The 26,198-nt window shown below is 31.6% G+C and carries 29 protein-coding genes; 21 read left to right on the top strand and 8 right to left on the bottom strand.

Annotated features, from left to right (window positions below):
* Positions 1 to 298: 298 nt before the first annotated feature.
* A complete protein-coding gene (locus tag PUD86_01220; GenBank protein MDD6775907.1) occupies positions 299 to 1,060 on the top strand; it encodes an HNH endonuclease signature motif containing protein in 762 nt (253 codons plus the stop codon).
* A 360-nt stretch (positions 1,061 to 1,420) separates the two neighbouring features.
* On the opposite strand, the gene PUD86_01215 is transcribed toward PUD86_01220, so the two are convergent.
* Positions 1,421 to 1,780, bottom strand: a complete 360-nt coding sequence (locus tag PUD86_01215; protein ID MDD6775906.1) for a MarR family transcriptional regulator — start codon at positions 1,778 to 1,780, stop codon at positions 1,421 to 1,423.
* 159 nt (positions 1,781 to 1,939) lie between these two features.
* On the opposite strand from PUD86_01215, the gene PUD86_01210 reads away from it, so the two are divergent.
* The 6 genes from PUD86_01210 to PUD86_01185 all read left to right on the top strand — a co-directional run bounded on the left by PUD86_01210 (position 1,940) and on the right by PUD86_01185 (position 6,738).
* On the top strand, positions 1,940 to 2,383 hold the full coding sequence (locus PUD86_01210) for a flavodoxin family protein (GenBank protein ID MDD6775905.1): 444 nt from the start codon (positions 1,940 to 1,942) through the stop codon (positions 2,381 to 2,383).
* Positions 2,384 to 2,388: 5 nt separating this feature from the next.
* Positions 2,389 to 3,570 carry an alpha/beta fold hydrolase gene (locus tag PUD86_01205; protein MDD6775904.1) on the top strand — a complete coding sequence of 394 codons (1,182 nt, stop codon included), beginning with the start codon at positions 2,389 to 2,391 and terminating at the stop codon, positions 3,568 to 3,570.
* Positions 3,571 to 3,931: 361 nt separating this feature from the next.
* Entirely contained in the window at positions 3,932 to 4,129 is a 198-nt protein-coding gene (locus PUD86_01200; protein MDD6775903.1) for a hypothetical protein, read from the top strand.
* A 135-nt stretch (positions 4,130 to 4,264) separates the two neighbouring features.
* Positions 4,265 to 4,513 carry a hypothetical protein gene (locus tag PUD86_01195; GenBank protein MDD6775902.1) on the top strand — a complete coding sequence of 83 codons (249 nt, stop codon included), beginning with the start codon at positions 4,265 to 4,267 and terminating at the stop codon, positions 4,511 to 4,513.
* Between the two features lie 13 nt (positions 4,514 to 4,526).
* Entirely contained in the window at positions 4,527 to 5,336 is an 810-nt protein-coding gene (locus tag PUD86_01190) for a hypothetical protein (GenBank protein MDD6775901.1), read from the top strand.
* Positions 5,320 to 6,738, top strand: coding sequence for a phage terminase large subunit (locus PUD86_01185; GenBank protein ID MDD6775900.1), 1,419 nt, complete (start codon positions 5,320 to 5,322; stop codon positions 6,736 to 6,738). The genes PUD86_01190 and PUD86_01185 overlap by 17 nt, the downstream gene beginning before the upstream one ends.
* Positions 6,739 to 6,745: 7 nt before the next feature.
* Here the strand turns inward: PUD86_01185 and PUD86_01180 are convergent, their stop codons facing one another.
* Both PUD86_01180 and PUD86_01175 read right to left on the bottom strand, forming a co-directional pair.
* A complete protein-coding gene (locus tag PUD86_01180; GenBank protein MDD6775899.1) occupies positions 6,746 to 7,483 on the bottom strand; it encodes an ABC transporter permease subunit in 738 nt (245 codons plus the stop codon).
* On the bottom strand, positions 7,473 to 8,345 hold the full coding sequence (locus PUD86_01175) for an ATP-binding cassette domain-containing protein (GenBank protein ID MDD6775898.1): 873 nt from the start codon (positions 8,343 to 8,345) through the stop codon (positions 7,473 to 7,475). Before PUD86_01175 ends, PUD86_01180 begins: the two co-directional genes overlap by 11 nt.
* Before the next feature lie 178 nt (positions 8,346 to 8,523).
* Here PUD86_01175 and PUD86_01170 point away from each other — a divergent pair, with 178 nt between their 5' ends.
* On the top strand, positions 8,524 to 8,778 hold the full coding sequence (locus tag PUD86_01170) for a hypothetical protein (protein MDD6775897.1): 255 nt from the start codon (positions 8,524 to 8,526) through the stop codon (positions 8,776 to 8,778).
* A 45-nt stretch (positions 8,779 to 8,823) separates the two neighbouring features.
* Here the strand turns inward: PUD86_01170 and PUD86_01165 are convergent, their stop codons facing one another.
* Positions 8,824 to 10,842, bottom strand: a complete 2,019-nt coding sequence (locus PUD86_01165; GenBank protein MDD6775896.1) for a cation-translocating P-type ATPase — start codon at positions 10,840 to 10,842, stop codon at positions 8,824 to 8,826.
* A gap of 221 nt (positions 10,843 to 11,063) precedes the next feature.
* Here PUD86_01165 and PUD86_01160 point away from each other — a divergent pair, with 221 nt between their 5' ends.
* The 6 genes from PUD86_01160 (at position 11,064) to PUD86_01135 (ending at position 14,749) form a co-directional block, all read left to right on the top strand.
* The gene (locus PUD86_01160) at positions 11,064 to 11,234 is read left to right on the top strand and encodes a hypothetical protein (GenBank protein MDD6775895.1); all 171 of its coding nucleotides are present in this window, start codon (positions 11,064 to 11,066) and stop codon (positions 11,232 to 11,234) included.
* A gap of 20 nt (positions 11,235 to 11,254) precedes the next feature.
* Positions 11,255 to 11,785: a hypothetical protein gene (locus PUD86_01155; GenBank protein ID MDD6775894.1), complete on the top strand. Its 531-nt coding sequence runs from the start codon at positions 11,255 to 11,257 to the stop codon at positions 11,783 to 11,785.
* Positions 11,786 to 11,794: 9 nt separating this feature from the next.
* Complete coding sequence (locus tag PUD86_01150) at positions 11,795 to 12,610, top strand: SseB family protein (protein MDD6775893.1); 816 nt, start codon at positions 11,795 to 11,797, stop codon at positions 12,608 to 12,610.
* A 90-nt stretch (positions 12,611 to 12,700) separates the two neighbouring features.
* Entirely contained in the window at positions 12,701 to 13,033 is a 333-nt protein-coding gene (locus PUD86_01145; protein MDD6775892.1) for a class I SAM-dependent methyltransferase, read from the top strand.
* Between the two features lie 495 nt (positions 13,034 to 13,528).
* Positions 13,529 to 14,170, top strand: coding sequence for an MATE family efflux transporter (locus PUD86_01140; GenBank protein MDD6775891.1), 642 nt, complete (start codon positions 13,529 to 13,531; stop codon positions 14,168 to 14,170).
* 72 nt (positions 14,171 to 14,242) lie between these two features.
* The gene (locus PUD86_01135) at positions 14,243 to 14,749 is read left to right on the top strand and encodes an MATE family efflux transporter (GenBank protein ID MDD6775890.1); all 507 of its coding nucleotides are present in this window, start codon (positions 14,243 to 14,245) and stop codon (positions 14,747 to 14,749) included.
* 72 nt (positions 14,750 to 14,821) lie between these two features.
* Here PUD86_01135 and cobQ read toward each other — a convergent pair whose 3' ends face one another.
* Entirely contained in the window at positions 14,822 to 16,351 is a 1,530-nt protein-coding gene (gene cobQ, locus PUD86_01130) for a cobyric acid synthase CobQ (protein MDD6775889.1), read from the bottom strand.
* A gap of 292 nt (positions 16,352 to 16,643) precedes the next feature.
* On the opposite strand from cobQ, the gene lonB reads away from it, so the two are divergent.
* Together lonB and PUD86_01120 are read left to right on the top strand one after the other, a co-directional pair.
* Entirely contained in the window at positions 16,644 to 18,524 is a 1,881-nt protein-coding gene (gene lonB / locus PUD86_01125) for an ATP-dependent protease LonB (GenBank protein ID MDD6775888.1), read from the top strand.
* A gap of 93 nt (positions 18,525 to 18,617) precedes the next feature.
* On the top strand, positions 18,618 to 20,042 hold the full coding sequence (locus PUD86_01120) for a Mur ligase family protein (GenBank protein ID MDD6775887.1): 1,425 nt from the start codon (positions 18,618 to 18,620) through the stop codon (positions 20,040 to 20,042).
* Positions 20,043 to 20,058: 16 nt separating this feature from the next.
* On the opposite strand, the gene PUD86_01115 is transcribed toward PUD86_01120, so the two are convergent.
* Together PUD86_01115 and PUD86_01110 are read right to left on the bottom strand one after the other, a co-directional pair.
* Positions 20,059 to 20,514, bottom strand: coding sequence for a hypothetical protein (locus tag PUD86_01115; GenBank protein MDD6775886.1), 456 nt, complete (start codon positions 20,512 to 20,514; stop codon positions 20,059 to 20,061).
* A complete protein-coding gene (locus PUD86_01110; GenBank protein ID MDD6775885.1) occupies positions 20,501 to 21,415 on the bottom strand; it encodes an ADP-ribosylglycohydrolase family protein in 915 nt (304 codons plus the stop codon). Before PUD86_01110 ends, PUD86_01115 begins: the two co-directional genes overlap by 14 nt.
* A 65-nt stretch (positions 21,416 to 21,480) precedes the next feature.
* On the opposite strand from PUD86_01110, the gene PUD86_01105 reads away from it, so the two are divergent.
* Positions 21,481 to 21,990, top strand: a complete 510-nt coding sequence (locus tag PUD86_01105; protein MDD6775884.1) for a GNAT family N-acetyltransferase — start codon at positions 21,481 to 21,483, stop codon at positions 21,988 to 21,990.
* A 30-nt stretch (positions 21,991 to 22,020) separates the two neighbouring features.
* Positions 22,021 to 22,389, top strand: a complete 369-nt coding sequence (locus tag PUD86_01100) for a zinc ribbon domain-containing protein (protein ID MDD6775883.1) — start codon at positions 22,021 to 22,023, stop codon at positions 22,387 to 22,389.
* A gap of 19 nt (positions 22,390 to 22,408) precedes the next feature.
* Here PUD86_01100 and PUD86_01095 read toward each other — a convergent pair whose 3' ends face one another.
* A complete protein-coding gene (locus PUD86_01095; protein MDD6775882.1) occupies positions 22,409 to 22,921 on the bottom strand; it encodes a hypothetical protein in 513 nt (170 codons plus the stop codon).
* Positions 22,922 to 23,014: 93 nt separating this feature from the next.
* Here PUD86_01095 and PUD86_01090 point away from each other — a divergent pair, with 93 nt between their 5' ends.
* The 3 genes from PUD86_01090 to uvrB are packed head-to-tail and all read left to right on the top strand — an operon-like array spanning position 23,015 to position 26,197.
* Positions 23,015 to 23,932, top strand: a complete 918-nt coding sequence (locus PUD86_01090) for a ribose-phosphate diphosphokinase (protein ID MDD6775881.1) — start codon at positions 23,015 to 23,017, stop codon at positions 23,930 to 23,932.
* A 1-nt stretch (position 23,933) separates the two neighbouring features.
* Positions 23,934 to 24,224, top strand: a complete 291-nt coding sequence (locus tag PUD86_01085; GenBank protein MDD6775880.1) for a hypothetical protein — start codon at positions 23,934 to 23,936, stop codon at positions 24,222 to 24,224.
* 5 nt (positions 24,225 to 24,229) lie between these two features.
* The gene (uvrB, locus tag PUD86_01080) at positions 24,230 to 26,197 is read left to right on the top strand and encodes an excinuclease ABC subunit UvrB (protein MDD6775879.1); all 1,968 of its coding nucleotides are present in this window, start codon (positions 24,230 to 24,232) and stop codon (positions 26,195 to 26,197) included.
* Position 26,198 lies beyond the last annotated feature (1 nt).

The raw sequence follows: 26,198 nt of genomic DNA, 5'->3' as shown, positions 1-26,198 counted from the left end.
TTTTTTTAATAGGTATGTGTCAGAGGGACCAAATGAGATAGGTTCAGGGTCTATTGCTTAGTGCTTCGTGGATTCGAATCCAATTATCCAATACTTACTATATTTCAATGTCATTACCAAACACTGCGAGTTCTTAATTAAAATTAAATTGACTACATATTTCAGATAACAATTACACAACCGAATGTCATTAAATTATATACGATATATTACGTATCTTATTAACTAAAATATGTTCCCAAGTACATAATATTTGTAAGTCAGTAACTTTAAATTGTATTAGATCATATATAATTATATGTCATCAAATCGAAATTACAGCCAATTAACTATTAAAAAGTTATTTGGATTTGCTGGTGGGCGCTGTTCTATGTGCAGAACAAAAATAACATTGAATGCAACCAAAAAAGATGAAGCTGCCCAAATTGGTGAAATAGCGCATATTATTGGTTCAAGTGAAGATGGACCAAGAGGTGATGGCAACTATCCAAAAGATAAATTAGATGATTATGAAAATTTAATATTGCTGTGCCCCACATGTCATAAAAAAGTTGATAAACAATCTAATTCTTATCTTCCCTCCAAATTACATGAAATAAAAAGTAATCATGAAAAATGGGTAGATGAACAGTTAGAAGTATCAAATTTGGAAATTTCTTCTAAAGAATTAGATATAATAATTAGAAACATTTCTTCTGGAGATTATAATCCTTCATTTTCATTTGAAGAATTTGAGCATATTGATGTTTCAGATAAAATCAATAAAAATGATTTTAGCAGTCAAGTTAAACGATTATTGGATATTGGGCTTATGAAGACCTATGAAGTTAAATCTTTTGTAACAGAGATGGATAAAGTAGATAAAAAATTTATCAATACATTAAAATCATTTTTTAAAGATAAGTATTTAGAACTTAAAGAAAAACATGATGATAATGATGAGATTTTTCTTGAATTATGGGAGTATATACAAAATGATTCATATTCATTTAGTGAAAATGCTGCTGCATTATCTGTTTTATGTTATATGTTTGAATTGTGTGAGGTTTTTGAAAAATGATTTTGCCAAACAAATTCCTAGAAGAAAAAGATTCATTATTATATGTTGGAGCATTATTGCTGGATAAATTAGATGTTAACTCTTTTTCTTTTTTATTTAAAAATTAACAAATATTTTAGTAGGTTTTCAATACTAATTTTTTTTCAGATATCTTAACGTTAATCATCTGATACAGTAACAGTAGAACCGTTTCTATCTTTAAATTCAACTATAAAATCATTAGGTAATTTTTCAACAATTTCTTTTAAAACTTCAATAGTTAGTTCTGACATATTTAATAGGTATATTCAAACTATTATTAAAATATACATAATTGGAAACAAAACCTTATTTAAATTTCAAAAAGTTATTTACTGTTTTTTAATTTTTAATTAATTCGTCTAATGTGATTAACTGTTCTTTTAAGGTTTTAATTTCATTTTCACCTATTTTAGAGATTATTGATTCTTCTATTTCATTATTGATTTGAAGAGCTGCCTTTTGTATTTCTTTTCCTTTTTTTGTGATTTTAACGATTTTCCTACGATTGTCTTCGGGATCAATTTCTTTTGTCAGAAATCCTTTCTTTTCAAGTATCTTCACAGATTTGGTTACGCTGCTTTTTCCTATGTTTGCTTTTTCTGCAAGATAATCTATAGAAACACCATTATTCAATGCTAAAACAAGGAGCACTCTTGTCTGACTTAATGTCAAATCCATTTCTTTAAGATAGCTATTCATGTAGTTTGTGTAATCGTTGAATAGATTGGCTATTAGGAATCCTAATTTTTTTTCTTCCATAGCAATGTTTATATATGATTATTGTTAAATAGTTTTCTATGAAATAGTTTCATAGGAAATTATTTTATAGGAAATAAAATTTTTTCGAGATGATAAAAAATGAAAACCGCAATAATATATGTTTCATCACACCATGGAAATACAAAAAAAGTTCTCGACGTAATGGCATATTCAAATGATATCGACTTATTAAAAATATCTGAAGCTAAAAAAACAGATTTTTCAGTTTATGATGCAATAGGATTTGCTTCAGGAATATATTTCCATAAATTCCACAAAGGCATCGAAAAGCTGGCTTCAGAAATTGACTTGACCGGCAAAAAGGTTTTCACTGTTTACACATGCGGTATTAATTACATAAACTATGCAAGAGGCATCCAAAAAACAATCAGATCCCAAGACTGCGAATTCATTGGAGGATTCAGCTGCAGAGGATATGACACATATGGATTTTTCGAAAAAATCGGTGGAATAGCCAAAAACCATCCCAACGAAAAAGACTTTAGAAAAGCTCGTGAATTTATAAAAAACAATTTGAGGTGATATTAATGAAAAAAATGATGAATAAAATGCCGTCAGTTGGCGTTGAAGGCCACTGGTCAGCGGATAAATTCAGCGACAATGTCCTGCAGGATGCACTGATAAGACATGCACTAGGATTAACCTACCTGCAAATGGCAGATGTAGGGGAAGTACTGGAAACAGTTGCTAAATTCAAAGCAGGAAAAGAATGGATTGATGCATGGTCTGAAATGGCAACAACACTTGAAAAAAGAGCAGAAAACTCCAACAGTAACGTGACAAAAGAAAGTGCATATCTAAGGGCATCAACCTATTGGAGAATTGCTTTAATGTATTTTAACTCAATTGATGATGATAGACTTTCCAAGTATTCTCAAAACAGTTTGGATTGTTATCATAAATATCTAGAAGTATCCACTTTCCCAGGAGAATATATCGAAATCCCTTATGGAGACTCATTTCTTCCAGCACATTATTATCAATCTCCCGTTGCAGATGAAAATGCACCGTTAATGATATTGACTCCTGGAAGAGATACTTTCGCAGAAGATACTGCATGGGTTTACAGACAGGCACTCGAAAGAGGAATAAACTGTCTTGTGTATGACGGTCCAGGTCAGGGATTTGCCCTTAGAATGAACGGAATTCCATTCAGACATGATATAGAAAATGTAATAACCCCAATTATCGATTACTGTTTAGAAAACTTTGAAGGCATAGATGAGGAAAACATAATACTTTTCGGAATAAGCTTTGGAGGATTTCTAGTGCCTAGAGCCGCAATCTATGATGAACGTGTTAGAATGTGTATTGTTGATCCAGGCAATGCAAACTGGGGCGGTGCCTTTGCTAAAAGACTTGAAATGATTCAAAAAATGCCAAAAGAAGTTCGTCCCGCACAATTGGACTTCATGCTTGAAGATTACATTTACAAGCACGGAGCAACATCCGAAACCATTTGTGATGAACTTAGAAAATTCGACAATACTGACATTATTAAGGATTTGGATTGTTTGACCATTGTAATGGATGGAACCTCAGAAATGACACAAGGTGAAGCAAAAGTATTCTATGATATGCTTGAATGTGAAAAGGAATATTTATTGTTTGATGAAGATTCCGGTTCACAGATGCATGCCCAAATGGGGGGATATGCAACAGCAAGCGAAATGCTATTGGATTTAGTCGAAAAGCACTTAATCCAATAATCATTTCTTTTTTCTAATTTTTTAAACTTTAACCACATATGCTGTTGGAAACATAACATCCATTTTTAACATTAACGATTGGGTTCAGTTATTAAAAACTTCTTTTCAAAACCCTTGCATATATATATCGCAGTTTAAAATCAGATTTTATTTACAAGATAGCGTCCGTTAATGTTAATGTCATTCCATTAAATTAAAGGAAAAAAATATCTATTAATTTAATCGGCTCTTACATTCATTATTCTATAGGCAACAATAGCTATGAAAAATTAATTATTTTCTATGAATTTAATAATGATAATTTTATATAATTGAAATAATAAAATATTATATTAATTATTATATACAGGTTGTAATAGCTATGGCCAATATAAATAATACATCATCCTACATGGATGAAGACAAAAAGCAAATTATCAAAGAGTCCAATTATACCTTTAGAGATGCTCTTGAAGTTTCATCTTATCTCATTGAAGTAGGTAAGTTCGAAAGATTTTACAAGGAAATGCAAATCCACGACCTTCAAAAAGAACTTGATGAAATGGGCGATGATGAATAGCTTCAAAAAATATATCTCACGTATATAACTCTTCAAAAGAAACTATTTTTCATAAGTGAAAGTAATATTTATTATTACTTTTATATTTTTTTTATAATAAAATTTTATATATAATACATAATAAATATATGTATTATGTTACCTGAAAAAACCAACATCAGCGCAAGAGTTGAAATAACACTCAAAAAAATAGTAGAAGAATCTAGTTTTACACACAAGGATGCATACGAACTTGGAGCTATGCTAATAGCTATTGGCGATGCACAGGAAACAATAACATTAATACACAACAACCCAAATTATGAAAGAATTATGAAACAAAGGGAATTCCAGTTAATTGAAGAGAGAAAACAGGAACTTGAACGCGAATTAAGAGATTTATAGGAGAACCATCACCATGGGCAGAGTAAATTCAGATATTCATTATTTTCTAGAACAGCACGAACAGGAAATAATAAACTGCTGCAAGAAGGCAATGAGCAACAAGGAAATCATAGAACTGTTAAAGACAAAATATGATCGTGAAGTTTCACTTACAACATTTAAAGAATTCAAAGCAGGATTGAAACTAACAAAAGGAGATTTTCTGGAAACCCTTCTGGATGAAATCCAAGTAATGAAAACTCAAGGAGCAACAGATGAAAGCGTCAGAAGATGGCTGGATGAGGAACACAAATTTGAAGTAAGCAGAGCAACATTTTCCAGATTCAAAAAGAAATACAATTTAACTGATAATGATAAAGATCCAAGAGCAAGACAAAAAGATGCATTAACAAACAGAGCAATCACACAAAAACAGATAACCGACAATAACGTTTACGAGGACAATATCGATTTAGCTATTGATTCAATTCTCCAGCAACAGGTCACAGACATTAAAACAGGTTTGGAAAACTTGGATAAAATAACTAAAAATGCAGTTGGCCTTGAAATCGACTTTGAAAAGCTGGACCAGGAAGTAAGATACAATGCCAATGAAAAAAGCCTGGCAAGATATTTAATCGACATTACCGAACTGAAAATCAGATATCTTGAATTATCCGTTAAAGCATTTGAAGCTAAAAACAGATTATTCAAAGATGAAATGGACAGGCTATTCAAAAACAGGGTTCTTGAACTGGAAGATAAGAAAATTGAAATCTCACAAAAGGACATCATGAATGAAATAGAAATCCTTGCAAAACAGATAGATGATAACAATGTATGATGAAAAAGGTGAATTCTATTTAGATGCTAGAGATAAAGCTATTCTTCAGAAGTGCGTATATGAAAATCCATATATACCATTCTCTCCATTTCCAAAGCAGGCTGAAATGATTTTAGCAACTGAAAAGGAAGTATTGATTGGAGGTGCCGCAGGAGGTTCCAAATCAACAAGTCTGTTAATGAGGGCACTGTTTTATGTTCAGGATGATGTTAATGAATATCATGCCCTCATCTTGAGACGTACTTTATCGGACTTGAAGCGTAAAGGAGCTTTAATTCATAAAGCAAGTCAGTGGTTAAATCGAAAGGAAGTTCAAAATAATGCAAGCATCAAACCAAAGTGGGATGGAACCGAACATTCATGGACATTTCCCAATGGAAATTCATTAACTTTCGGATATTTAAGAAACATCAATGACCTCGATACTTATCAGGGTTCAGAATATCAGTTCATAGGCATTGATGAGCTGACACAGCTTGAAAGGTTCAAATACATTTATATGCGGTCTAGAGTAAGGAAAACAAAAGATAACAAACTTCCTACACAGTTAATGTGCTCAAGTAATCCAGGTAAACGTGGAAACAAATGGGTGCGTGAAAGATTCATAGAAAAAATAGACACTGACATCCAAGATAAATCGCAAATAAGATTCATTAGCTCAAGCTATCTGGATAATGTTTATCTGGACAGGAAAGATTATGAAGAATACCTGATGGGATTGGATAGGGTAACACGTGAACAGTTAATGAATGGTAACTGGTATGCATCAGTTAAAGGTCAGCTATTCGATGAATCAGACTTCCATTTGATTTCTCATGACGAATACATGAAAATCCCAATAATTAAGATTATCAGATATTGGGATCTTGCAGCTACTGAAGTATTGAATGATGACAAGTTGAAAGGAAGTGATCCGGATTTTACAGCAGGTGTTCTACTAGCTAAAGATCTATCTGGAAATATTTACATCTTGGACTCATATGAATTTCAACTTGAGTCAAGAAACCTGATCAATGAAATATTAAATACTGCAGCACGTGACAAGTCAGATGTGCAATATATTGAACTCGACGGAAGCACAGGCAAAAACTTCGGATTATTAATCATAGATGAATTAAACAGAAGAGGATTCACTACGGGCACCGGTAACTCAAGAGAAAACAAAGTTGACCGTGCAAGAAGAGTTTCTGCAGATATTCAAAAGAAGGGAATTTTCCTTGTTGGAAAGGATTCGACCGGGTTCACCAAAAAATGGGCGATGGAATTTCTAGAAAAAATAACTGCATATCCAAATGAAGCTATTCACGATGATTGTGTAGTAGCATTCACTGGAGCTTATGAAAAATTAATATCTGAAGTTCAAACTCAAAGAGTTAATGTGGATAAGTGGTATTCCACATAATTATTATTTAATTTGAAATATCTTTTTTATTAAAATATTTTATACCGCATATGGAAAATATGATAAAAAGAACTATGTCAATTATAATGCACCTTAACATATTAACACAGTTCATTGCTGTTAATTGTGCAATTTGCCCATAAGGGTTTAAATCATAAAATAATTCAATATAAAAATTATTGTCCAACATTAACATTCCGTTCATTATCATACCAATAATCAACAGCATAAATGCCAAACCCATATTCATAATAATAGCTTTTGATTTTTTAGCAACAATTATGGATATTAAATAGAAAATACCTAAGAATGCCAGCATTATAAAGATTCCAAATATGAAATATGAAAGATAATCCAATATAGTGATGTTTATGGAAAATAAGAAATAGGATACAATCAATGTGAATAAATTAGTTATTATATAGACGATTAGGGATGCAATGAAATTTGATAATAATCCCATTTTATATATTTCGCTGCGATTGCCGTTAACAATGATTTTATTTTTGATAAAACCGTCATTGAATTCTTCAGATACAAAAACGCTAATTAATGTAGCTATTACAATCCCGTACATTACCATTGGCAAAAAGACAACTCGATTTATTCCAACTGTATAAGTCATTGCGGTCTTTTGCATGGCAATAAATCCAATGGAAAATATAATCATACATGCTGAAGCTAATATCAGCCATTTCTCATGAGTAATTTTGTACAGTTCAGCTTTAAGAATTCTATTCATCATTTTCTCTCATCAACCCTATAAAAAAGTCTTCCAAAGTATTTTCAACATTAAAACATCTCTTAACAATACAACCATAGCTATTGAGCTTGATTATTAAATCAGTAATTGTATAATTAGTATAGATATTCATTTTAGAATCATCAACTTCAACAAATGGAATTTTCAAATCTTCCATTGCTTTTTTTAACAAATCAGTATCATTGACTTCCAATTGAATATATCCTTTATTCATTTCCAAGAATTCATCAATTGTCATTTTAGAGATGATTTCTCCATGATTAATAAAAATAAAATCAGTAGCAATTTTTTCAAGTTCATAAAGAAGATGACTTGAAATTAAAAATGTCACCCCATCATTATTCAGTTTCAGAATTAAATTTCTGAGATTGATAATTCCCTGCGGATCCAAACCGTTCATCGGTTCATCTAAAATAATTAATTCCGGATTCCCAACCAACATCATAGCAATAGCTATTTTTTGTTTCATACCCAATGAAAAATTTTTCACTTTCTTCTGTTTAGTATCTTCAAGACCAACATACTTTAGGAAATCATTTGGGTTGCATTCGTTTTCAAGCCCATATAAAATTAATTGTTGATTAATGTTATCAACCGCATTTAATTCGTAAAATAAAGCAGGCTGTTCAATCAATGCACTGAAAACATCAGTATTGACATTAACGTGGCCAGAATTAGGTTTTTGAAGTGAGGCGATAATTCTTAATAAAGTTGTTTTACCTGCACCATTTGGGCCAACAAGACCACAAATAGCTCCTTTAGGAATATCAACTGTAATTCCATTTAAAACATTATCTTTATCGAATTTTTTATAAATGTCATTTATAGAAACAATTGTGTCCATAAAATAATGTTTATTGAAATTTATTTTTATATATTCCTAATTGGAAATCTCTTCTACTTAGTTGATGTGGATAAATGGTATTCGACATGAAAATAAATTATAATATGGATAATAATTTATTTATTCTCTTATTAACAGATTGTAATATAATAAAATAAAAAAATGGAGGATTTGGATTATGAATAATATAATATTTAACGACTGTGAATACCGTTATCTTGATGATAACGATAAATTGTCCTGTAAAAACAAACAAGGTTCAGACATTGCTTGTGATAACTGCCAGGAAAATATTCATTTAAACTGTGATAATTTCAATCCAAAAAAAGATTTCTGTTTAAAATTCTTTAGAGGCAACATTAGTGAGTTAAAAGAATGTCAGGAAAAAACAGTATTTAATGACGTTGAATTAAGCCGTAAATGGTCAAATTAACTAATTTGAGTTTAAAATTATAAAAAAAGTAGTTGTAAAATAAATTCACAACTTATGTTTGTGTGCATGCATGTGTTTAATTCCATTTTTTGTATGAATTTCATCAAGGATTTTAATTCCTTCATGTGAGTGAGTATGTTCTCCATCATTGTGGAAATGGTAATGTGTATGTTCACTATTTTTCAAATCAACTTTTTTAATGGAATCATCGAAATGTCTGTCATATAAAAGAGCAGCATTCAATACAACCAAACAAGATCCTGCATTGTGAACAATAGCTCCAGTTACTGGATTTAAAAGACCTAAAACAGAACAGATAATTGCTAGTGCATTAATTGCCATTGATATTGTGATATTTGCTTTTATTGTAAACAATGTGGAGTTTGAGAGTTTTTTAAGATATGGGATTTTTCCAATGTCATCACCTAAAAGTGCAATATCTGCAGCTTCAATTGCAACATCACTTCCAATTGATCCCATTGCAACACTTACATCAGCTGTTTTAAGTGCAGGTGCGTCATTTACGCCATCTCCAATCATACAGACTTTTTTATCTTCTTTTTTAAGTTTTTCAATCCATGTGAGTTTTTCTTCAGGAAGCAGATTGCCGTAAACTTTTTTAATTCCAACTTGGCTTGCAAAGTAATTTGCAGTTTTTGTGTTATCTCCTGTAAGTAATATAGTCTCAACATTCAAATCATGGAGTCTTTCAATCATCTGTTTGGAATCTTCACGAATCACATCAGATAATCCGATTAATCCGATAACTTTACCGTTTAGTGCAACGAGTATTGAAGCTTTTCCTTCATTTTTTAATTTGTCCAACTGAGTATCCACATCTACGCAAATATTGTTGTCAAGTAAGAATTTGGAGTTTCCGGCATATACATGACCGTAGGAATTTCTACATTCCACTCCTTTTCCAGGATACATTTTAAACTCTTCAGGTTCTTCAATATCAATATTGGATTCTTTTGCATTTTTTACAACTGCTCTTGCTAAAGGATGTTCACTTAGTTTTTCACAGGATGCAGTAATTTTAAGTAAATCCATATCTGTTAAATCCTCGCTAAGTGGGATAACATCACTTACTTCAAGATTTCCATAGGTTAAAGTTCCTGTTTTGTCAAATACTAAAGTATTTAAACTGCCTAATGTCTCAAGTGCTTCTCCGGATTTAATAAGAACTCCATATTTTGTTGCCTGACCAATAGCCGCCATAATTGCAGTCGGTGTTGCAAGTATAAGTGCACATGGACAAAATACTATTAAAACAGTAACTCCTCTTTCAATATTTCCTGTTATTAACCATGCAGCTATTGCAATTAACAATGCGACAGGAACAAGCCATGTTGCCCATTTATCAGCTATTCTTTGAGTAGGGGCCTGTTTTTCATCAGCTGCTTTTACAAGATCAATTAATTTTTGAAGTGAAGAATTCTCACCTAAACTGGTTGCTTTAATATCAATAGCACCATACAGATTAATAGTACCACAAAATACTTCATCACCAACTTCCTTATCAATTGGAAGTGATTCTCCAGTCATAATTGACTGATCAAGGGATGTTGTACCAGTTATAATTTCACCATCAACAGGTACACTTTCACCTGGAAGTATTCTTAAAATATCTCCGATTTTTATTTCATCTACCTGAATTACTTCTTCTTTGCCGTTAATTATTCTTCTTCCTGTTTGGGGAGTTAAATCAATCAGGTTTTTTAAACCTTTTTTAGCTCTCTCAACAGTCCAGTCTTCAAGAAGCGCTCCAAGTGCCATAATCCATGCAACTTCACCTGCAGCAAATACTTCACCTATTAAAAGTGATGCAATCATAGCTATTGCAATTAAAAGAGCAGATGAAATCCATTTTTCACGAATTAATCTGGTTGTTGCCAAAAGAAGCATTGGAATTCCACTTATTATTACAGTTGCCCATGCAGGGTTTAAGTAAAATGGAGTTTGGATATTAAAAATCATAAAAATAACTGCTATAAGAAGAAATACTCCTGAAACAATAGTCATTTTTAATCCAAATAGGTAATCTGTTATCTCATCAATCATTGTAAAACACCTTAAAGTATTACTTTTTTTGAATTTATTTAAATACTCAGTATTACTAATTATAATTTTGGAGTTGAAAGTATTTAAAAGTATTACTTTTTTTGAGTTTATTTAAATAGTGAGTATTATCAATATAATTTTTCTACCAAATTAGAAAATTTCTTAGAATTAGCAATTGTTATTAAGTTGTTAATACATAATATCTTATCAAGGTGAGGCATATGGAATTTTTAGAAGAGATTATAAATATGCTAAATAAATGCAATTTCGAAGATGTAATAACCAAAATCAGCAATTTTTTAGATGAAAATCCACATTACAAAACAATTGATTATTACCACTTCGCAAATCCTCTTGAAGAGCTAATGTTTAGCGAAAATTTGAAGATATAAACAAAGTTAATGTATTGGGCATGGATGAGCCATTAAAAGAAATCTATACGATTTATTCCATTGTATATCTAAATACTGGTAAACTTGACAAGGCAGAAAAGTATTTAAAAATAGCTAATCAGATTAATCCTGTTTCTGATTCAATTTTAATGAGATTGTGTGAGCTTTATCAAACTAAAAATGAGGAAGAAAAACTAAAAGATTTAACATGTGATATTTTTAAATATTCATATAATGTTGAAATATTAATATCCAATTATTTCAAGCTTGCAGATTACTTGTATCATACAAACAAAAACATTGAATTGTATAATCATTTATTCAACTTCTTTATGTTTTTAAAATCCGGAGAAGAACAAAAACCTGTTAGTGAGGATGTTGAATACTTTAAGAAGAATAATATTCAGCTTGGAGCTAATCCTGAAATAATTATGATGTTAATGTATCTGATGGATGTCTATAATGAACAGGACATGCCAAACAGCGTAGAATTTTTTAAAAACATTCTTGATGAACTTTCTGAGTTTACAAAGTATGTAAATCATTTATAGGTGGTTATTATGGATTATGTAGATGAAAATATTGGTATTGACAATTCCCGTTTGGAAGAAGTAATGGCAAAAGAAATAACTGGTGAGACTCAAAGGGAATTTTTTGAATTATTAAAAAAAGCACAATTGTTCATGCCGGTTTCATATTCTCCAAATATGTTTGAGGGAATGGAAGATGCAAAACCTGGTGATGTGTTTGAACCGGAAGGTCAGGTTAGATTTAATATTCAGTATTTAACTGCTGAGGACGGAACTAAAGCAGTACCATTGTTTACAAGTGATAAGGAAATGGAAAAATCAGGTATTAGAAGTTCTGCATATATTTTATTTATGAGTGACCTTGCAGCAATGTTGGGACAAACTGACAAATACGCAGAAGTAACAATCAATCCTTTTTCAGATCATAATATCTCTATTCCAATTGAAACTTTCATAAGAGTCTGTTATGAGCCAACTGATGAAGAAAAAGAGTTTATAGAATCTATAAATGCAATTTTAAAAATTTTAAAAGAACATTCTGCTGAACTTGAAGAAGATGTTGCGCTTGTATATAAGGATAGCGAAAACTTCATGGTTGAAAATGCTGTTGATGGGGTTTATGTTCCTCAAATTCCATTTAGGGCAAGTAGTAATCCTAAATATGGTGAAGATTTAAAATATACAAATATTTTACTCATGCCAAAATCCACAAAGATTCTTGTAACTGGTCAGGACGTTGATTTAGATATTATTATTGCTCCGGGCTCAGAATTTAATCTTGAAGAAGAACTGGACGAAGTTACTACAATCTGGAAATGTGGTGCTCAGCCGTTTTACGATGATTAATGCGTGATTTCATAGATTAACTTTATTAATGTTAACAAACAAATTCTAATTTAGGCATACTTAAATTTTTAATATTAATGAAGTGATATTATGGATGACGTTTATGTAGAATTAGCGCAAATGTATGACAAATTCGGTATTAGTGACTTTTTTGTTTCATTTGGCGATTCAATGCTTAAATATTTTGATTGTATGTATCCTAATGAAACATTTAAGAAAAATTTGGATATCTGCTGTGGAACAGGAACATTATGCGGATTTTTTAAAGATAATGGTATCCAAACCAAAGGTGTTGACCTTTCAGCTGAAATGCTGGATGTTGCAAGGTCAAAATACTGTGATGTTGAATTTATAAAGTGCAATGCATCAGAATTTAATGATGGGGAAGTCTATGATTTTATAACATGTACTGATGAGCCCTAAATCATATAACTGACATTGAAGATGTAAAAAGAATAGTTAAGAATGCTAATGTTTTATTAAGAGATGGTGGTTTATTTATTTTTGATATAAATAATTTTGATATCCTTACTCCTGGTGAATATAATAAAGATTCTTTTAATGGCTATTCAAAGCTATCTCTTGTTCAAAGCCGTGATAGTGATTTAATCAAAACTGATGTTAAATACTATGAACATGACAAGTTAATATGGCAAAAAAGCTTATTTGAAAGAGATTATTCAATATCCAAGTTAACTCAAATATTTAACAGGGAAGGTTTCGTACTGGATTCATGTTCACAGCATTTTTTGGATGAAAAAAGATCTGAAAAATGGAAACTAATTTTTAAGAAAGTTGAATAAAAACTTCCTTTCGGTTCTTACATTAAATTAATATTTATTAAAAATAAAAATATTAAATAATAGTATGAACCGAATTGAAGATATCCAAAAAACCCTTTAAAGTCTGTTTTTTTTATTGAGCATTCCAATAATTGTAATCTTATTTTTACATACTTTTTATAGTGTTGTTGATGCTATATGGATTGCAGGTTTAGGTCAAAGTGCTATAATCGCCGTTGGATATGTTCTTAATTTATATTATATTCTTCAAAAACTAGGTGAAGGAATTGGAAGATCATGTAATGTGATGATTTCAACTTCATTTGGTGCTAATGAGTATGACAGGGCAAATAACATTGCTTGTCACGGTTTATTTATTATTTTAATCTTAGCAGTTCTAATTCCAGTAATGTTTATATTACTTATTAAACCTGTTTGTAGTATAGCTCATATTGAACAATACACTAATTTAATAGCCAGTTATTTTTTAATTCCGGTTATTTTCATAGTTTTTACATTACTAAGTAACTATTTCTCAGCTATTTTGGGAAGTGAAGGAGATACAAAAAGAGCATCATATATTGTAATGGCCGGAAGTATAGTAAATATCGTTCTAGATCCGATTTTAATTTATAAATGTAATTTTGGAATCTTTGGAGCAGGACTGGCAACAGCATTGGGATGTTTAGTTTCATTTCTATTGTTTTATTACTTGTACTATGTAAAAGCAGATGTTGTTGTTAAATTAAGCAGGCAAAACTTCACATATGATAGGTAAATTATAAAAGAAATTGTTAGAATTGCAGTTCCTTTAGTTTTAAACGGTTTAATAATTGCAATATTGGGTATTATGATTAATTATGCAATTTATTTATTTGCAAATCCAATGATTTCATTTGGATATGTTGTACTTCTTAGAATTCAAACATTGATGTTTACCCCAATCCAGGGAATTTCCCAGGGAATTTGTATTGTAACAGCACACCTCACCGGTGCTAAAAGGTTTAAAACACTTTCACAAACTCTTAAAAAACTAATAATTATTGTAATGCTTGTTACAGCTATTGTTAGTGTAATATATCTGTTTTCATACAAAAGCATCATTGTTTATTTCACAGATAATACTGAAGCAAAAAAAGCTATTGGAAGTCTTATTGTATTTAGTATTTTAAGTTTATTCTCACAACCAGTTGTTAGAATAACTAATTATTACTTTATAGGTATAGGAAAGAGTATTTACTCACTTTTAAGCATTTTACTTAATGTTTCCATGTTTGTAGTTTTCATGCTTATTGGAGAAGTACTATTTAATTCACATGAATTTGGTATTTTCATGGCAATTGTTCTTCTGATGTAATTCAGATAATTGTAATGCTTATTTTAACTTATAAATCATTAAGCATTCATATTAAAAAAGAAAATGAGGAAATTATTGTTTAAATAACAATTTATCGATAATTTCCATATCAAGATTTTGCTCAACAATCTCAGCAAGTCTGTTTAAGGAATAATCCTTTTGGGTTTCGTATGGATCTTCACCATATTTTGCCTCAAGACCTTTTTTAACTCTAATGTAGTTTAAAAACTCTTTTCTAAAGTTATAATTATGGAAAATTCCGTGGAAATATGTTCCAAATACATTTCCATTACATGCTCCGTCAAACATTCCATTATCGTTATTTCCCTGTCCTTTTGTAACATTAAACATTGGTTTTGAATTTAATAAATCAGTTGTTCCTTCGTGGATTTCATATCCGTTAACGCTTTCACCAGCAATGTTTTTAAATATTTCTCCTGCAAGTCCTTCTAAATCATCTGGAATTGTTGCAGTTGACTGTGTTACGATTTTTTCTTCTCTTGTAAATGTTGATTCAATATCCAAAAGACCAAGACCTTCCATTGTTCCGTGTTTTGATTCACGTTTGTCTTCATCATGAATAATGTTTCCTAAAATCTGCAATCCGCCACAAATCCCTACAACAGGTATTTCTTTCGCTTTTTTAATTATTTTTTCACTAAGACCACTTTCGCGAAGGGAAAACATATCTTCTGTTGAATTACGTGTTCCAGGAATTAAAATAGCATCAACATCACCAATATCATCGTTTACTCCAATCATTTTAACAGAAACATCATCTTCAAATTCAAAAGGATCAATATCAGTAAAGTTAGCTATCTTTGGAAGTCTGATAACACCAATTGTTATGTCTTTGTCTTCTTCAAAAACATGTGTGGTTAGGGATGCTGAGTCTTCTTCAGGTAATTTTAATGTTTCATCATATGGAAGAACACCTAAAACAGGTTCTCCGGTTATTTCTTCAATTCGCTCAAGACCAGGTTTTAAAATATCCAAATTACCTCTGAATTTATTAATAACAGTTGCTTTTAGCCTTGATCTGTCATAATCATCAAGAAGCACATATGTTCCTGCAATTGATGCAAAAACACCTCCCATTTCAATATCTGCAATTAATATGACATTTGCATCTGCAAGATGTGCAATTTCCATATTTGCAAGATCCTGGTCTCTCATATTAATCTCAGCAGGAGAACCGGCACCTTCAATAATAATAACATCATATTCTTCTTTTAAGATGTCTAAACTTTCTTTTACGGCTTTGAGTGCTGTATCATGGTATTTGTGCTGGTAGTCATAAAAGTTCATATCTCCAATTGATTTTCCCTGGATGATTACATTTGATGTGAAATCTCCTTTTGGTTTAAGTAAAATCGGGTTCATATGTACACTTGGTTCAATCATTGCAGCTTGTGCCTGTAGCATTTGAGCTATTCCAATTTCCCCGTTTTCCTTAGTTGTGTATGAGTTTAAGGACATGTTTTGGGATTTAAATGGGGCTACTTTGTATCCTCTGTTTTTATAAATTCTACATAATGCTGCTACAAGCATACTTTTTCCTGCATTTGATGAGGTTCCCTGAACCATGATACAATTTGTCATAGTTGAATATTTTATTATTAATGTTATAAATAATTTTAAAATAAGTAAAGTCTATTTGTTTTTAGTGTGAAAAATATTAAAGTAACTTTTGTTTACTAAATTGGAAAACTTTATATATTCTCTTATTAAATAATATTTATATAGTATAGGAGATTAATTTTTTAATGATGACTTATTTACTGAAAGGAGGTTTGTTATGAAATTAGATGAAGTGGAATTAACTGAAGATTCACCTCAAGAGGAAGTTTCTCAACCAAAAGAAGAAGAAAATAAAAATGAAGAAACTCAACCTATGTTAGATTATGATAATATTAAAAGTTCACAAGATATTGAAGTCCCACCTTTATTAATTGATCAAGTTATTGGACACGAAGAGTCCATTGAAACAATAAAAAAAGCAGCAAAACAAAGAAGGAATGTATTGCTTATTGGAGATCCGGGTGTAGGAAAATCCATGCTTGCTAAAGGAATGGCACAAATTTTACCTCATGAAACTTTAAAAGATGTATTGGTATATCCGAATATGGAGGACAATAATCACCCTCTTATAAGAACTGTACCTGCAGGTGAAGGTAAAAAGATTGTAAAAGCAACTAAAGGCTCTGCTAAAGGTCATGAGGAGAAAAAAACAATTATTACAATGTTTGCAATCGGTGGTGTGTTGGTAATCGGATTTATGTATGGAAGATTACTTGAATCCATTATTGCAGCAGCTTTAATTTTACTCATTTCAATCCAAATCAAACCAAAAAATGCAAATATGTCTCCTAAATTGTTAGTAAACAATGAAGACTCCAGATTTGCACCATTTATGGATGCAACCGGTGCTCACGCTGGTGCTCTTTTAGGAGATGTACGTCACGACCCATACCAATCCGGTGGACTTGGAACTCCTGCACACGAACGTGTAGAAGCAGGTATGATTCACAAAGCAAACCGTGGAGTTTTATACATTGACGAAATTGGTACAATGTCTATGAAAACCCAACAGGAGCTTTTATCTGCAATGCAGGAAAAACAATACTCTATTACCGGTCAAAGTGAAAACTCAAGTGGTGCTATGGTAAGATCCCAGTCAGTACCGTGTGACTTTGTACTTGTAGCTTCCGGTAACCTTCAGGTTCTTGAAGGAATGCACATTGCAATGAGATCCAGAATCAGAGGATATGGTTATGAGGTCTTTATGAAAGACTACATGGAAGATACTACTGAAAACAGAGAAAAATTAGTTCAGTTTGTAGCTCAGGAAGTTAAAAATGATGGAAGAATTCCTCACTTTGGAACTGATGCTTTAGATGAAATCATTATGGAAGCAAAAAGAAGATCTGGAAAACAAAATGCTCTTACCTTAAAATTAAGAGAACTCGGTGGACTTGTAAGGTCTGCAGGGGATGTAGCTATTGAAAATGGAGCAGATCTTGTAACTGCTGAACATGTATTGGAAGCAAAAAGATATGCAAGAACCTTAGAACAGCAAATAGCTGACAGATCCATTATGCAAAGAAAAGACTACAGTATGGTATCTGCTGAAGGTGGAAGAGTCGGTCTTATTAATGGTCTTGCAGTTATCGGAGATAGAAGTGGAATTGTATCTCCAATTGCAGCAGAAGCTGCACCAACCCAATCAAAAACTGGTGGTCAAATCATTGCAACCGGTAAATTAGGTGAAATTGCTAGTGAATCTGTACACAACGTAAGTGCATTAATCAAAAAATATTCAAATAAGGATATTTCAAACTACGATATTCACGTTCAGTTCATCCAAACCTACGATGGTGTTGAAGGTGACTCTGCGAGTGTAACTATTGCAACTGCAGTAATTTCAGCTATTGAAGAAATTCCAATTGACCAGACTGTTGCATTAACAGGTTCTCTTAATGTACGTGGAGATGTAATGCCTATTGGTGGTGCAACTGCTAAAATCGAAGCAGCTGCTGAAGCTGGAATGAAAAAAGTATTGATTCCTAAATCTAACTTAAAAGATGTTATGATTGAGAAAAAATACGAAGATATGATTGAAATCATTCCAACTGAAACTTTAAGTGATGTTTTAGAAAATATATTAGTAGACTGTTCTGATAAAGACAATTTACTTGCAAAAATGAAAGATTCAACTTCTAAAATCACTGATAAAATTCCAAAACCTGTTATAACTAATCCAACTGCAAATTAAGTTGGATTCTTATTTTATTTTTTTTAACAATTTTTTACTAAATTATCTAAATATTAGGTATAATTAAATACTATCAAACATAAAGTTAATTGCATGACTGGTAAGTTTAAATTTAATTTTGCTAAACTTAGTGCTAAAACACTTATTTCATTATTTAGTTCAGGTATCAGTAATGGAGGAAATTATCCTGGATATATTTTCACTCGCATTGCGGGTCAGGATGCGATATCTGATTTAGCTAGTGAGATGGATTTAGGATCTGTTTTAGTAACTGGTACAAACGGAAAAACTACTACCACCACTCTTTTAATTAAATTAATGGAAAATGATATTCCAATTAAAAAAAGTTTTGAGAATAACACTATTAATTCAATTACAACAGCACTATTAAAACATAAAGGAGATTTAGGTGTTTTTGAATATGGTATTCGTAATATAAAATACGGAATTCCGGATACTGTTCAAAGATTATTAAATCCTATTGGTGTTGTATATACAACTATTTCTCAGGAACATACTCAGGTTTCAGGTGTTAAAAATCCTTTCACTGAGTATTTACGTGCTAAACAATTATTATCCTATGGTATGAAAGATGGAGTAATTGTTTCAAATGCTGATGATCCAAGAACTGCATGGATAGGTAGTGAAAAACAAAATGATGTTCATGTCAATTTCTATGGAATCGAAATTTCTCAAATCAGTGATTTTGATAAAGCAGAAGTTGTCTGCCCAAACTGTGGTGAAATTTTAGATTATTCACAATATTATTTAAATCATAGAGGAGTTTATTCCTGCAGTTGCGGTTTTAAACGTCCTGAACCTAATGTAAAACTTGTAGATGCTGAATTTAAACCAGATTCATGGAAACTGGTTATTAAAGGTGAAGTATACAACTATCACGCAGCAAAAAATATTGAACTTGACTTGGAATTAAATGTTCCTGCATTTGGATTCCACAATATTTACAATACATTAGCTTCAATTACTGCTTATTCATCTTTTACTCCTAAAGTTGAAAATATTGAAAAGACAATTCATAATGTATTTGATAATTTAGATATGTCTTTTATTCCACCTGGAAGATTTGAAGTTATAAGAGTTGGTGACAAAAACGTTGGTATTGGACAGGGAGATAACGGTGATGCACTTAAAATCAATGCATTATTCATGAAAAGCTACTTGGACAGTCCTTTGGAATTTATTTACACAACTCCTGATGTTGATGAAGAGGATATCTTTAACGACCACTTCAATGTAATTAAAAGTATGAATCCCGAACATGTTATTGTTCTTCCTGGAAGACACTCTGTTGAAAAAGGTGAAGAATATTATAATATTATTAAAAAAGAGTTTGAATCAGCAGAATTTTATCCAATAGGATATGATGAATTGGATAAAAGAATTAAAAAGTTATCTGATTTAGTTGTTGAGTCTCAATATAAAAATATTATGATGTCTGGCTGTGGTGAAGAACAGGCAATGTGGGAGAGAATTAAAAAGAATTTTATTAATAGATAATTTTACTATCTATTATTTATTTAATTTTTTTATAAAATTCACCGTCTATTTTTTTAAATTCCTTAAATGAAGCAGTTACACTGCAATTACAAACATCTGTTTTTCCAATAAGAAATTCCTGTGAATTCTTTTTTATTAAAATTCCGAATAATTTTTCTTCATTATTGCTGTATTCGTCAAATTCAGCTTCGCTAAGTTGTAAATTATAATCCTCTGAAGAAAAAATATCGCATTCATTTAATATTGGCATAAAAGTAATCATTCCAAAAGGAAGGAATATATTTTCGCTTTTATGGATTTTTAAAAGTCTTTTCTCGTAACTGTCGTCTTCTGCAATGTCATATCCTTTTATTTCTAGAATATTATTGGTCCCCATGTAGTTGTTATCATCAATGATAAATGCCAACAGGTTTGGGTCTATATAATTATCGCAGGAAGCCCTAATATTTTTAATAGTTTCATAAATATTCATAACATACGACCTCGTAATTTTCACATAAATCAATGATGGATTGAATTTGGTCAATTTCACTAATCCAATCTACAGGTATATCCTCATAACCATAATAAATTCCAGCAAGTCCGCCACAAACTGCTGCAACTGTGTCAGTATCTTCACCTAAGTTAACTGCTTTTAAAACTGCATCCCTGTAGTTTGTGGTATTTTCCAAACAGTAAATAGCTGCTTCCAGGGTTGTGATAACATATCCTTTACTTGAAATTCCATCTGAATAATCATCATCAAAAATCCTTTGGAAATGCTTAAGCTCATCTTGATAAGACTCACCATAATAATCAATAATTTCCAAACTTGCATTTTGTATGTGTTGTCTAATACTTAAATCAGGATTTTTAAGCATTGATTTTGCAATTTGTATGTACAAAACACATGCAATTCTTGATCTTTTATGAGCATGGGTCAGAGATGAGATATCTTCAATTGTTTCAAAAGAAATATCTTTGATAAAAGCCAAAGGAAGGATTCTCATAAGAGAACCGTTACCGTTTTCCCTTTCTCCGGTTCCTCCACACTCAAGAGGATTCATTCCAGGTTTGTAACTTTCTATTGCAATAGTTGTTGTAATTCCAGTATCAAAAGTGCCGTTTTGTGAATATTTATCATTAAAATACCATTCACAAAACTCCTGCATAATATCTGCATAATCTATTGCTTTTTTATTAACAATACTTCCCATTGTTGCAAGACACATTGAAGTATCATCAGACCAGGTTCCTGCAGCTTTTTTCCAGGTACCTCCACTTCTCATTCCAGTAACTGGATTTGCTTCAAGACTTGATCTTTTGGAAAACTCAACAGGAACTCCAAGTGCATCGCCAACAGCCAAACCGACAATTCCATCTTTGATTTTCATATTTAATTATATAATCTGTGTTTATATTTAAAATTTTTATATAATTAAATTCATAGTTTAAAACAATGATTTTAAAAACTCCAAATCTCATTTTAAGACCCTGGAAAAGTAGTGATGCCGAATGTCTTTATAATCTTGCCAAAAATCCAAAAATTGGTCCTATTGCAGGCTGGCCACCTCATGAAAGTGTTGAAGATAGCTTAAATATTATAAATACAGTTTTTGCAAAAAAAGAAACCTATTCTGTTGTTTTAGATGATATTCCTATTGGGTGTGTTGGATTGTTATTTCATCCTGACTGCAATCACTACTGGGGTGATAACACAGCAGAACTTGGATACTGGATTGGTGAAGAATATTGGGGAAGAGGTTATGCATTTGAAGCATCAAAAGAACTGATTAAAAGAGCTTTCAATGATTTAGATATTAAAGAGATTTATGCAACATACAGATGTGAAAATGCACAGTCTGCTCGCGTTTTGGAAAAATTAGGATTTGAATTTTACAATAACATGACTAATGTTGATTATATGCAAAATCACTTTGATGAAATAGCTGTAGTGCTTAAAAAATAATTATATATGATGAAATATTAATGTTAAGTAATGACACGCTTATGTAAAAATTGCCAATTCGAAAATCAAGACGATTATGACTTTTGCGCTAAATGCGGCACTCCATTAGTTGAAGGACTTAAATCTGCTCAAATAAGAGTTTACAGAACTGAAGACCTTCAGGTAAATAAAACAGCATTAATCTTTTCATATATTGCTACTATTTTATTTTCATGGGGTGGATTTATCATTGGTTTGTTTTCAAAAAATACTATTTTTGCAACATTCACATTCTTTGGATGTTTCTTACCGTTCTTTTTAGTACAGTCCAAACACCCAACACTTAAAAAGCATGGTTTAATAATGTTGGTTATTTCATTAATTGGTGTTTCATTATCATTTTATGTAATGATGCATTAAAAAAAGAAAAAATGGGAATTTAGACAAAATGAATGCTAATATTTCCCATTAAAAATTGTAGTGGAATTTCAAAAATATTCATTCCATTTTGTGCCATTGCAGTTCCAACTGCATCTCCACGATCCATTGTTCCTGAAACATGTTCGTTACCAGCATATCCGTTATATGCGTCGTTTACACGAATATCATCAATAATGCTGTTACCAAATATTGCCGCAGCAGCATCATTGTTTACACTTACAATGATATGTGGTGTAACACCATAGCTGTATGTCATAATATCACGGGCAGCACCATATGGGTCATCAGGATGATCAGCACGTACATTATGTAATGTTTGACCTTCAGCATTAACTGAACTACCTGGGTAAACCCACTCAAAACCGGTAATTCCGATTCTTGCAGCCATATCAATACCGCCATCTTCCTCTGAGTCTTCAGCAACAATTAAAATGGGACTAACTAGAAGTGAAGCTAAAAATGCAAAGATTAATAGCACAATCACCATTAAAACCATTGATGTTCTTTTCATAATTAACTTTTATACCACTTTTAAATATTAATACTTAACCTTTTTTAATAATTAAAAACATAATTATATTCATATAAAAATTTTGGTGATATTGTGATTATAGGTGGTTCATCTTCACAAGATTTAGCTGCTAGTGTAGCACGCGAACTTGGAGAAAAATTGTGTTATGTGGAAACTAGAAAGTTTCCGGACGGAGAAAGATATTTAAGAATTTCTGAAAGTGTTGAAAATGAGGAAGTAACTGTTATTCAGTCAACCGGATATCCTCAAGATGAAAATCTCATGGAATTAATATTCATGATAGCAAACCTCAAAGACTTAGGTGCTAAAAAAGTAAGAGTAGTAGTTCCATATATGGGATATGCAAGACAGGAAAAACGTTTCAATCCTGGAGAAACAATTTCTGCTAAAATTGTTTGTGAAATGATTGAATCTGCAGGTGCTGATGAATTTATTACTTTTAACATCCATGAAAAATGTGTTTTAGACTTCTTTAACATCCCAGCAAGAAATATATCTGCAATGCCAGATATTGCTGATTATTTAAACAAAAAATTCTTCAAAAAAGAAGATGCTAAACCATTAATTATTGCACCTGATAAAGGAGCATATGGATTTGCACAGGAAATATCTGAAATCATTGGTTGTGACTGCACTTATTTAACTAAAGTCCGTTTAGGACCAGATAAAGTTGAAACCAAGATTGTAGATGTAAGATGCGACAGTGAAAGTGAAAATACTGTAAATGTTGATTCTGTAAAAGGAATGCATGCAATTATTGTTGATGATATTATTGCTACCGGTGGAACAATTGTTAATGCAATTAACATCTTAAAACAATACGGAGCATCCTCTGTTGATGTATGCTGTGTACATCCTATCTTAACCAATAATGGAGCAACTAGAATTTACGCTGCTGGTGCAAACAAGATTATTGGAACCAATTCATTATCTTCTGATACCTCACGTGTATCTATTGCTAGTAGCATTGCAGATGCATTGAGGCAATAGAATGGATAAAGAAACTATTAAAAAAGAACTTGCTGAAAAATCCAATATTGTTTTAGCAAAATATGAAGAACTTGAAAAGGTTGATACAATTTCAGTAATGAATATGGCTGCTAAAACAGTATTTTTAGGTTCTCTTAGAGTTTACAATAAAGATAATGTAGGTAAAATCAAACAGGACCTTGAAAAAGAGATTAAAAGCTATGGTGATATCACAATAAGGGATGAAAAAGTTGTTCCTTGTTGTGCTCCAAGTTATATTCATGTTAGTTTCAATGTTTCAATTAACAAATAGATATCATGAAAGAATTCAAACTAAACTCACCTTATAAACCGTTAGGTGATCAACCAAAAGCCATTAATTCTTTAGTTAAAGGTATAAATGATGGAGTAAAAGAACAGACACTTTTAGGTGTAACTGGTTCAGGTAAGACTTTCACAATGGCTAATATCATTGAAAAAGTCCAAAAACCTACTCTCATTATTTCTCATAATAAAACATTAGCTGCACAGCTTTACGAAGAATTTAAAGAATTTTTCCCAGATAATGCAGTTGAGTATTTTGTCAGTTATTATGATTACTATCAGCCTGAAGCTTACGTACCAAGAACAGACACCTTTATTGATAAAGAATCTTCTGTAAATGAAGATATTGATATAATGAGGCATTCTGCAACTCAATCATTATTATCCAGAGATGATGTTATTGTTATTAGTAGTGTAAGCTGTATTTATGGTGTAGGTTCTCCTGAAGATTATGGAGAATTTGCCTTTGGAATAGCTGTTGGAGATACTTACGAAAGATCTGAAATATTGGCTCGTTTAGTCTTCATGCAATATGAACGTAATGATATTGAATTTGCCCGTGGTCAATTCAGAGTCAGGGGAGATGTTATTGAAATCAATCCTGTTCATGGAACTCCACCAATTAGAATTGAGCTATTCGGTGATGAAATCGATGCAATTAGCTTAATTGATAGAGTTACTGGAAAAAAACAGGAATCTCTAAACAGATATATGATTTTCCCTGCAAAGCACTTTGTTGTCGGCCAGGATAAAATGGGTGAAGCACTCTCAAAAATTACAAATGAACTTGATGAGAGATTATCCGAATTAAAAGCAATGGGCAAGCTATTGGAAGCTCAAAGACTGGAGCAGAGAACCCGTTTTGATATTGAAATGCTTAAGGAAATGGGATACTGTACTGGTGTTGAAAATTACTCTATGCACCTTTCCGGTCGTAACTGGGGAGATAAACCATATTCCTTATTACAATATTTCCCAGATGACTTTTTAACAATAATTGATGAGTCTCACGTTACTGTACCTCAAATTAGAGGAATGTATAATGGAGACCGTGCACGTAAAGAAACTCTTGTAGATTATGGTTTCAGATTACCTTCTGCTAAAGAAAACCGTCCTTTAAGATTTGAAGAGTTTGAATCTTCTGTAAATCAGGTTATTTATGTATCAGCAACACCTGCAGCTTATGAACTTGCAAAATCAAGAAATGTTGTTGAACAAATCATAAGACCAACTGGTCTGGTTGACCCTGAAGTAATAATAAGGCCTGTAGCAGATCAGGTTGAAGATTTACTTAAAGAAGTTCAGGAAACTGTCAAAAAGGACGAAAGAATATTGGTTACAACTCTAACCAAAAGAATGGCAGAGGATTTAACTGATTATTATGCACGTATAGGTGTTAAAGTAAGATATATGCACTCAGAAATCGATACTTTAGAGCGTATTGAAATCATTGATGATTTAAGACGTGGTAAATTCGATGTACTTGTCGGTGTAAACCTTTTAAGAGAAGGTTTGGATTTGCCTGAAGTATCACTTGTAGCTATTCTCGATGCAGATAAAGAAGGATTTTTAAGAAACGAAACTTCCTTAATACAAACCATTGGACGTGCAGCAAGAAACGTCAACGGCCGTGTGATAATGTATGCTGATGAAAAAACAGATTCAGTAATGAATGCATATAATACCACAGTTAAAAGGCGTAAACTACAGATGAAATACAATGAGGTTCACGGTATCACACCAACATCTGCTCAAAGAACATTAAAAGAAAAATTATCTCAGGAAGATGAAAAATATAAAGGCATTAAAGGTACTGATATTAGTAAAATGCCAAAAGATGAGCTTCGTTTACTCATTAAAGATATTGAAAAAGACATGAAGGAAGCAGCTTCAAGACTTGACTTTGAAAGAGCTGCAGAACTAAGAAACAAACTCTATGCCTTAAAAGGTATGGATAAATAAT

The organism is Methanobacteriaceae archaeon (assembly GCA_029219465.1).
In the GTDB taxonomy this organism is placed as follows: domain Archaea; phylum Methanobacteriota; class Methanobacteria; order Methanobacteriales; family Methanobacteriaceae; genus Methanocatella.
Note: the sequence above shows the minus strand (reverse complement) of the source record. Positions and strands in the feature narration are given on the sequence as shown.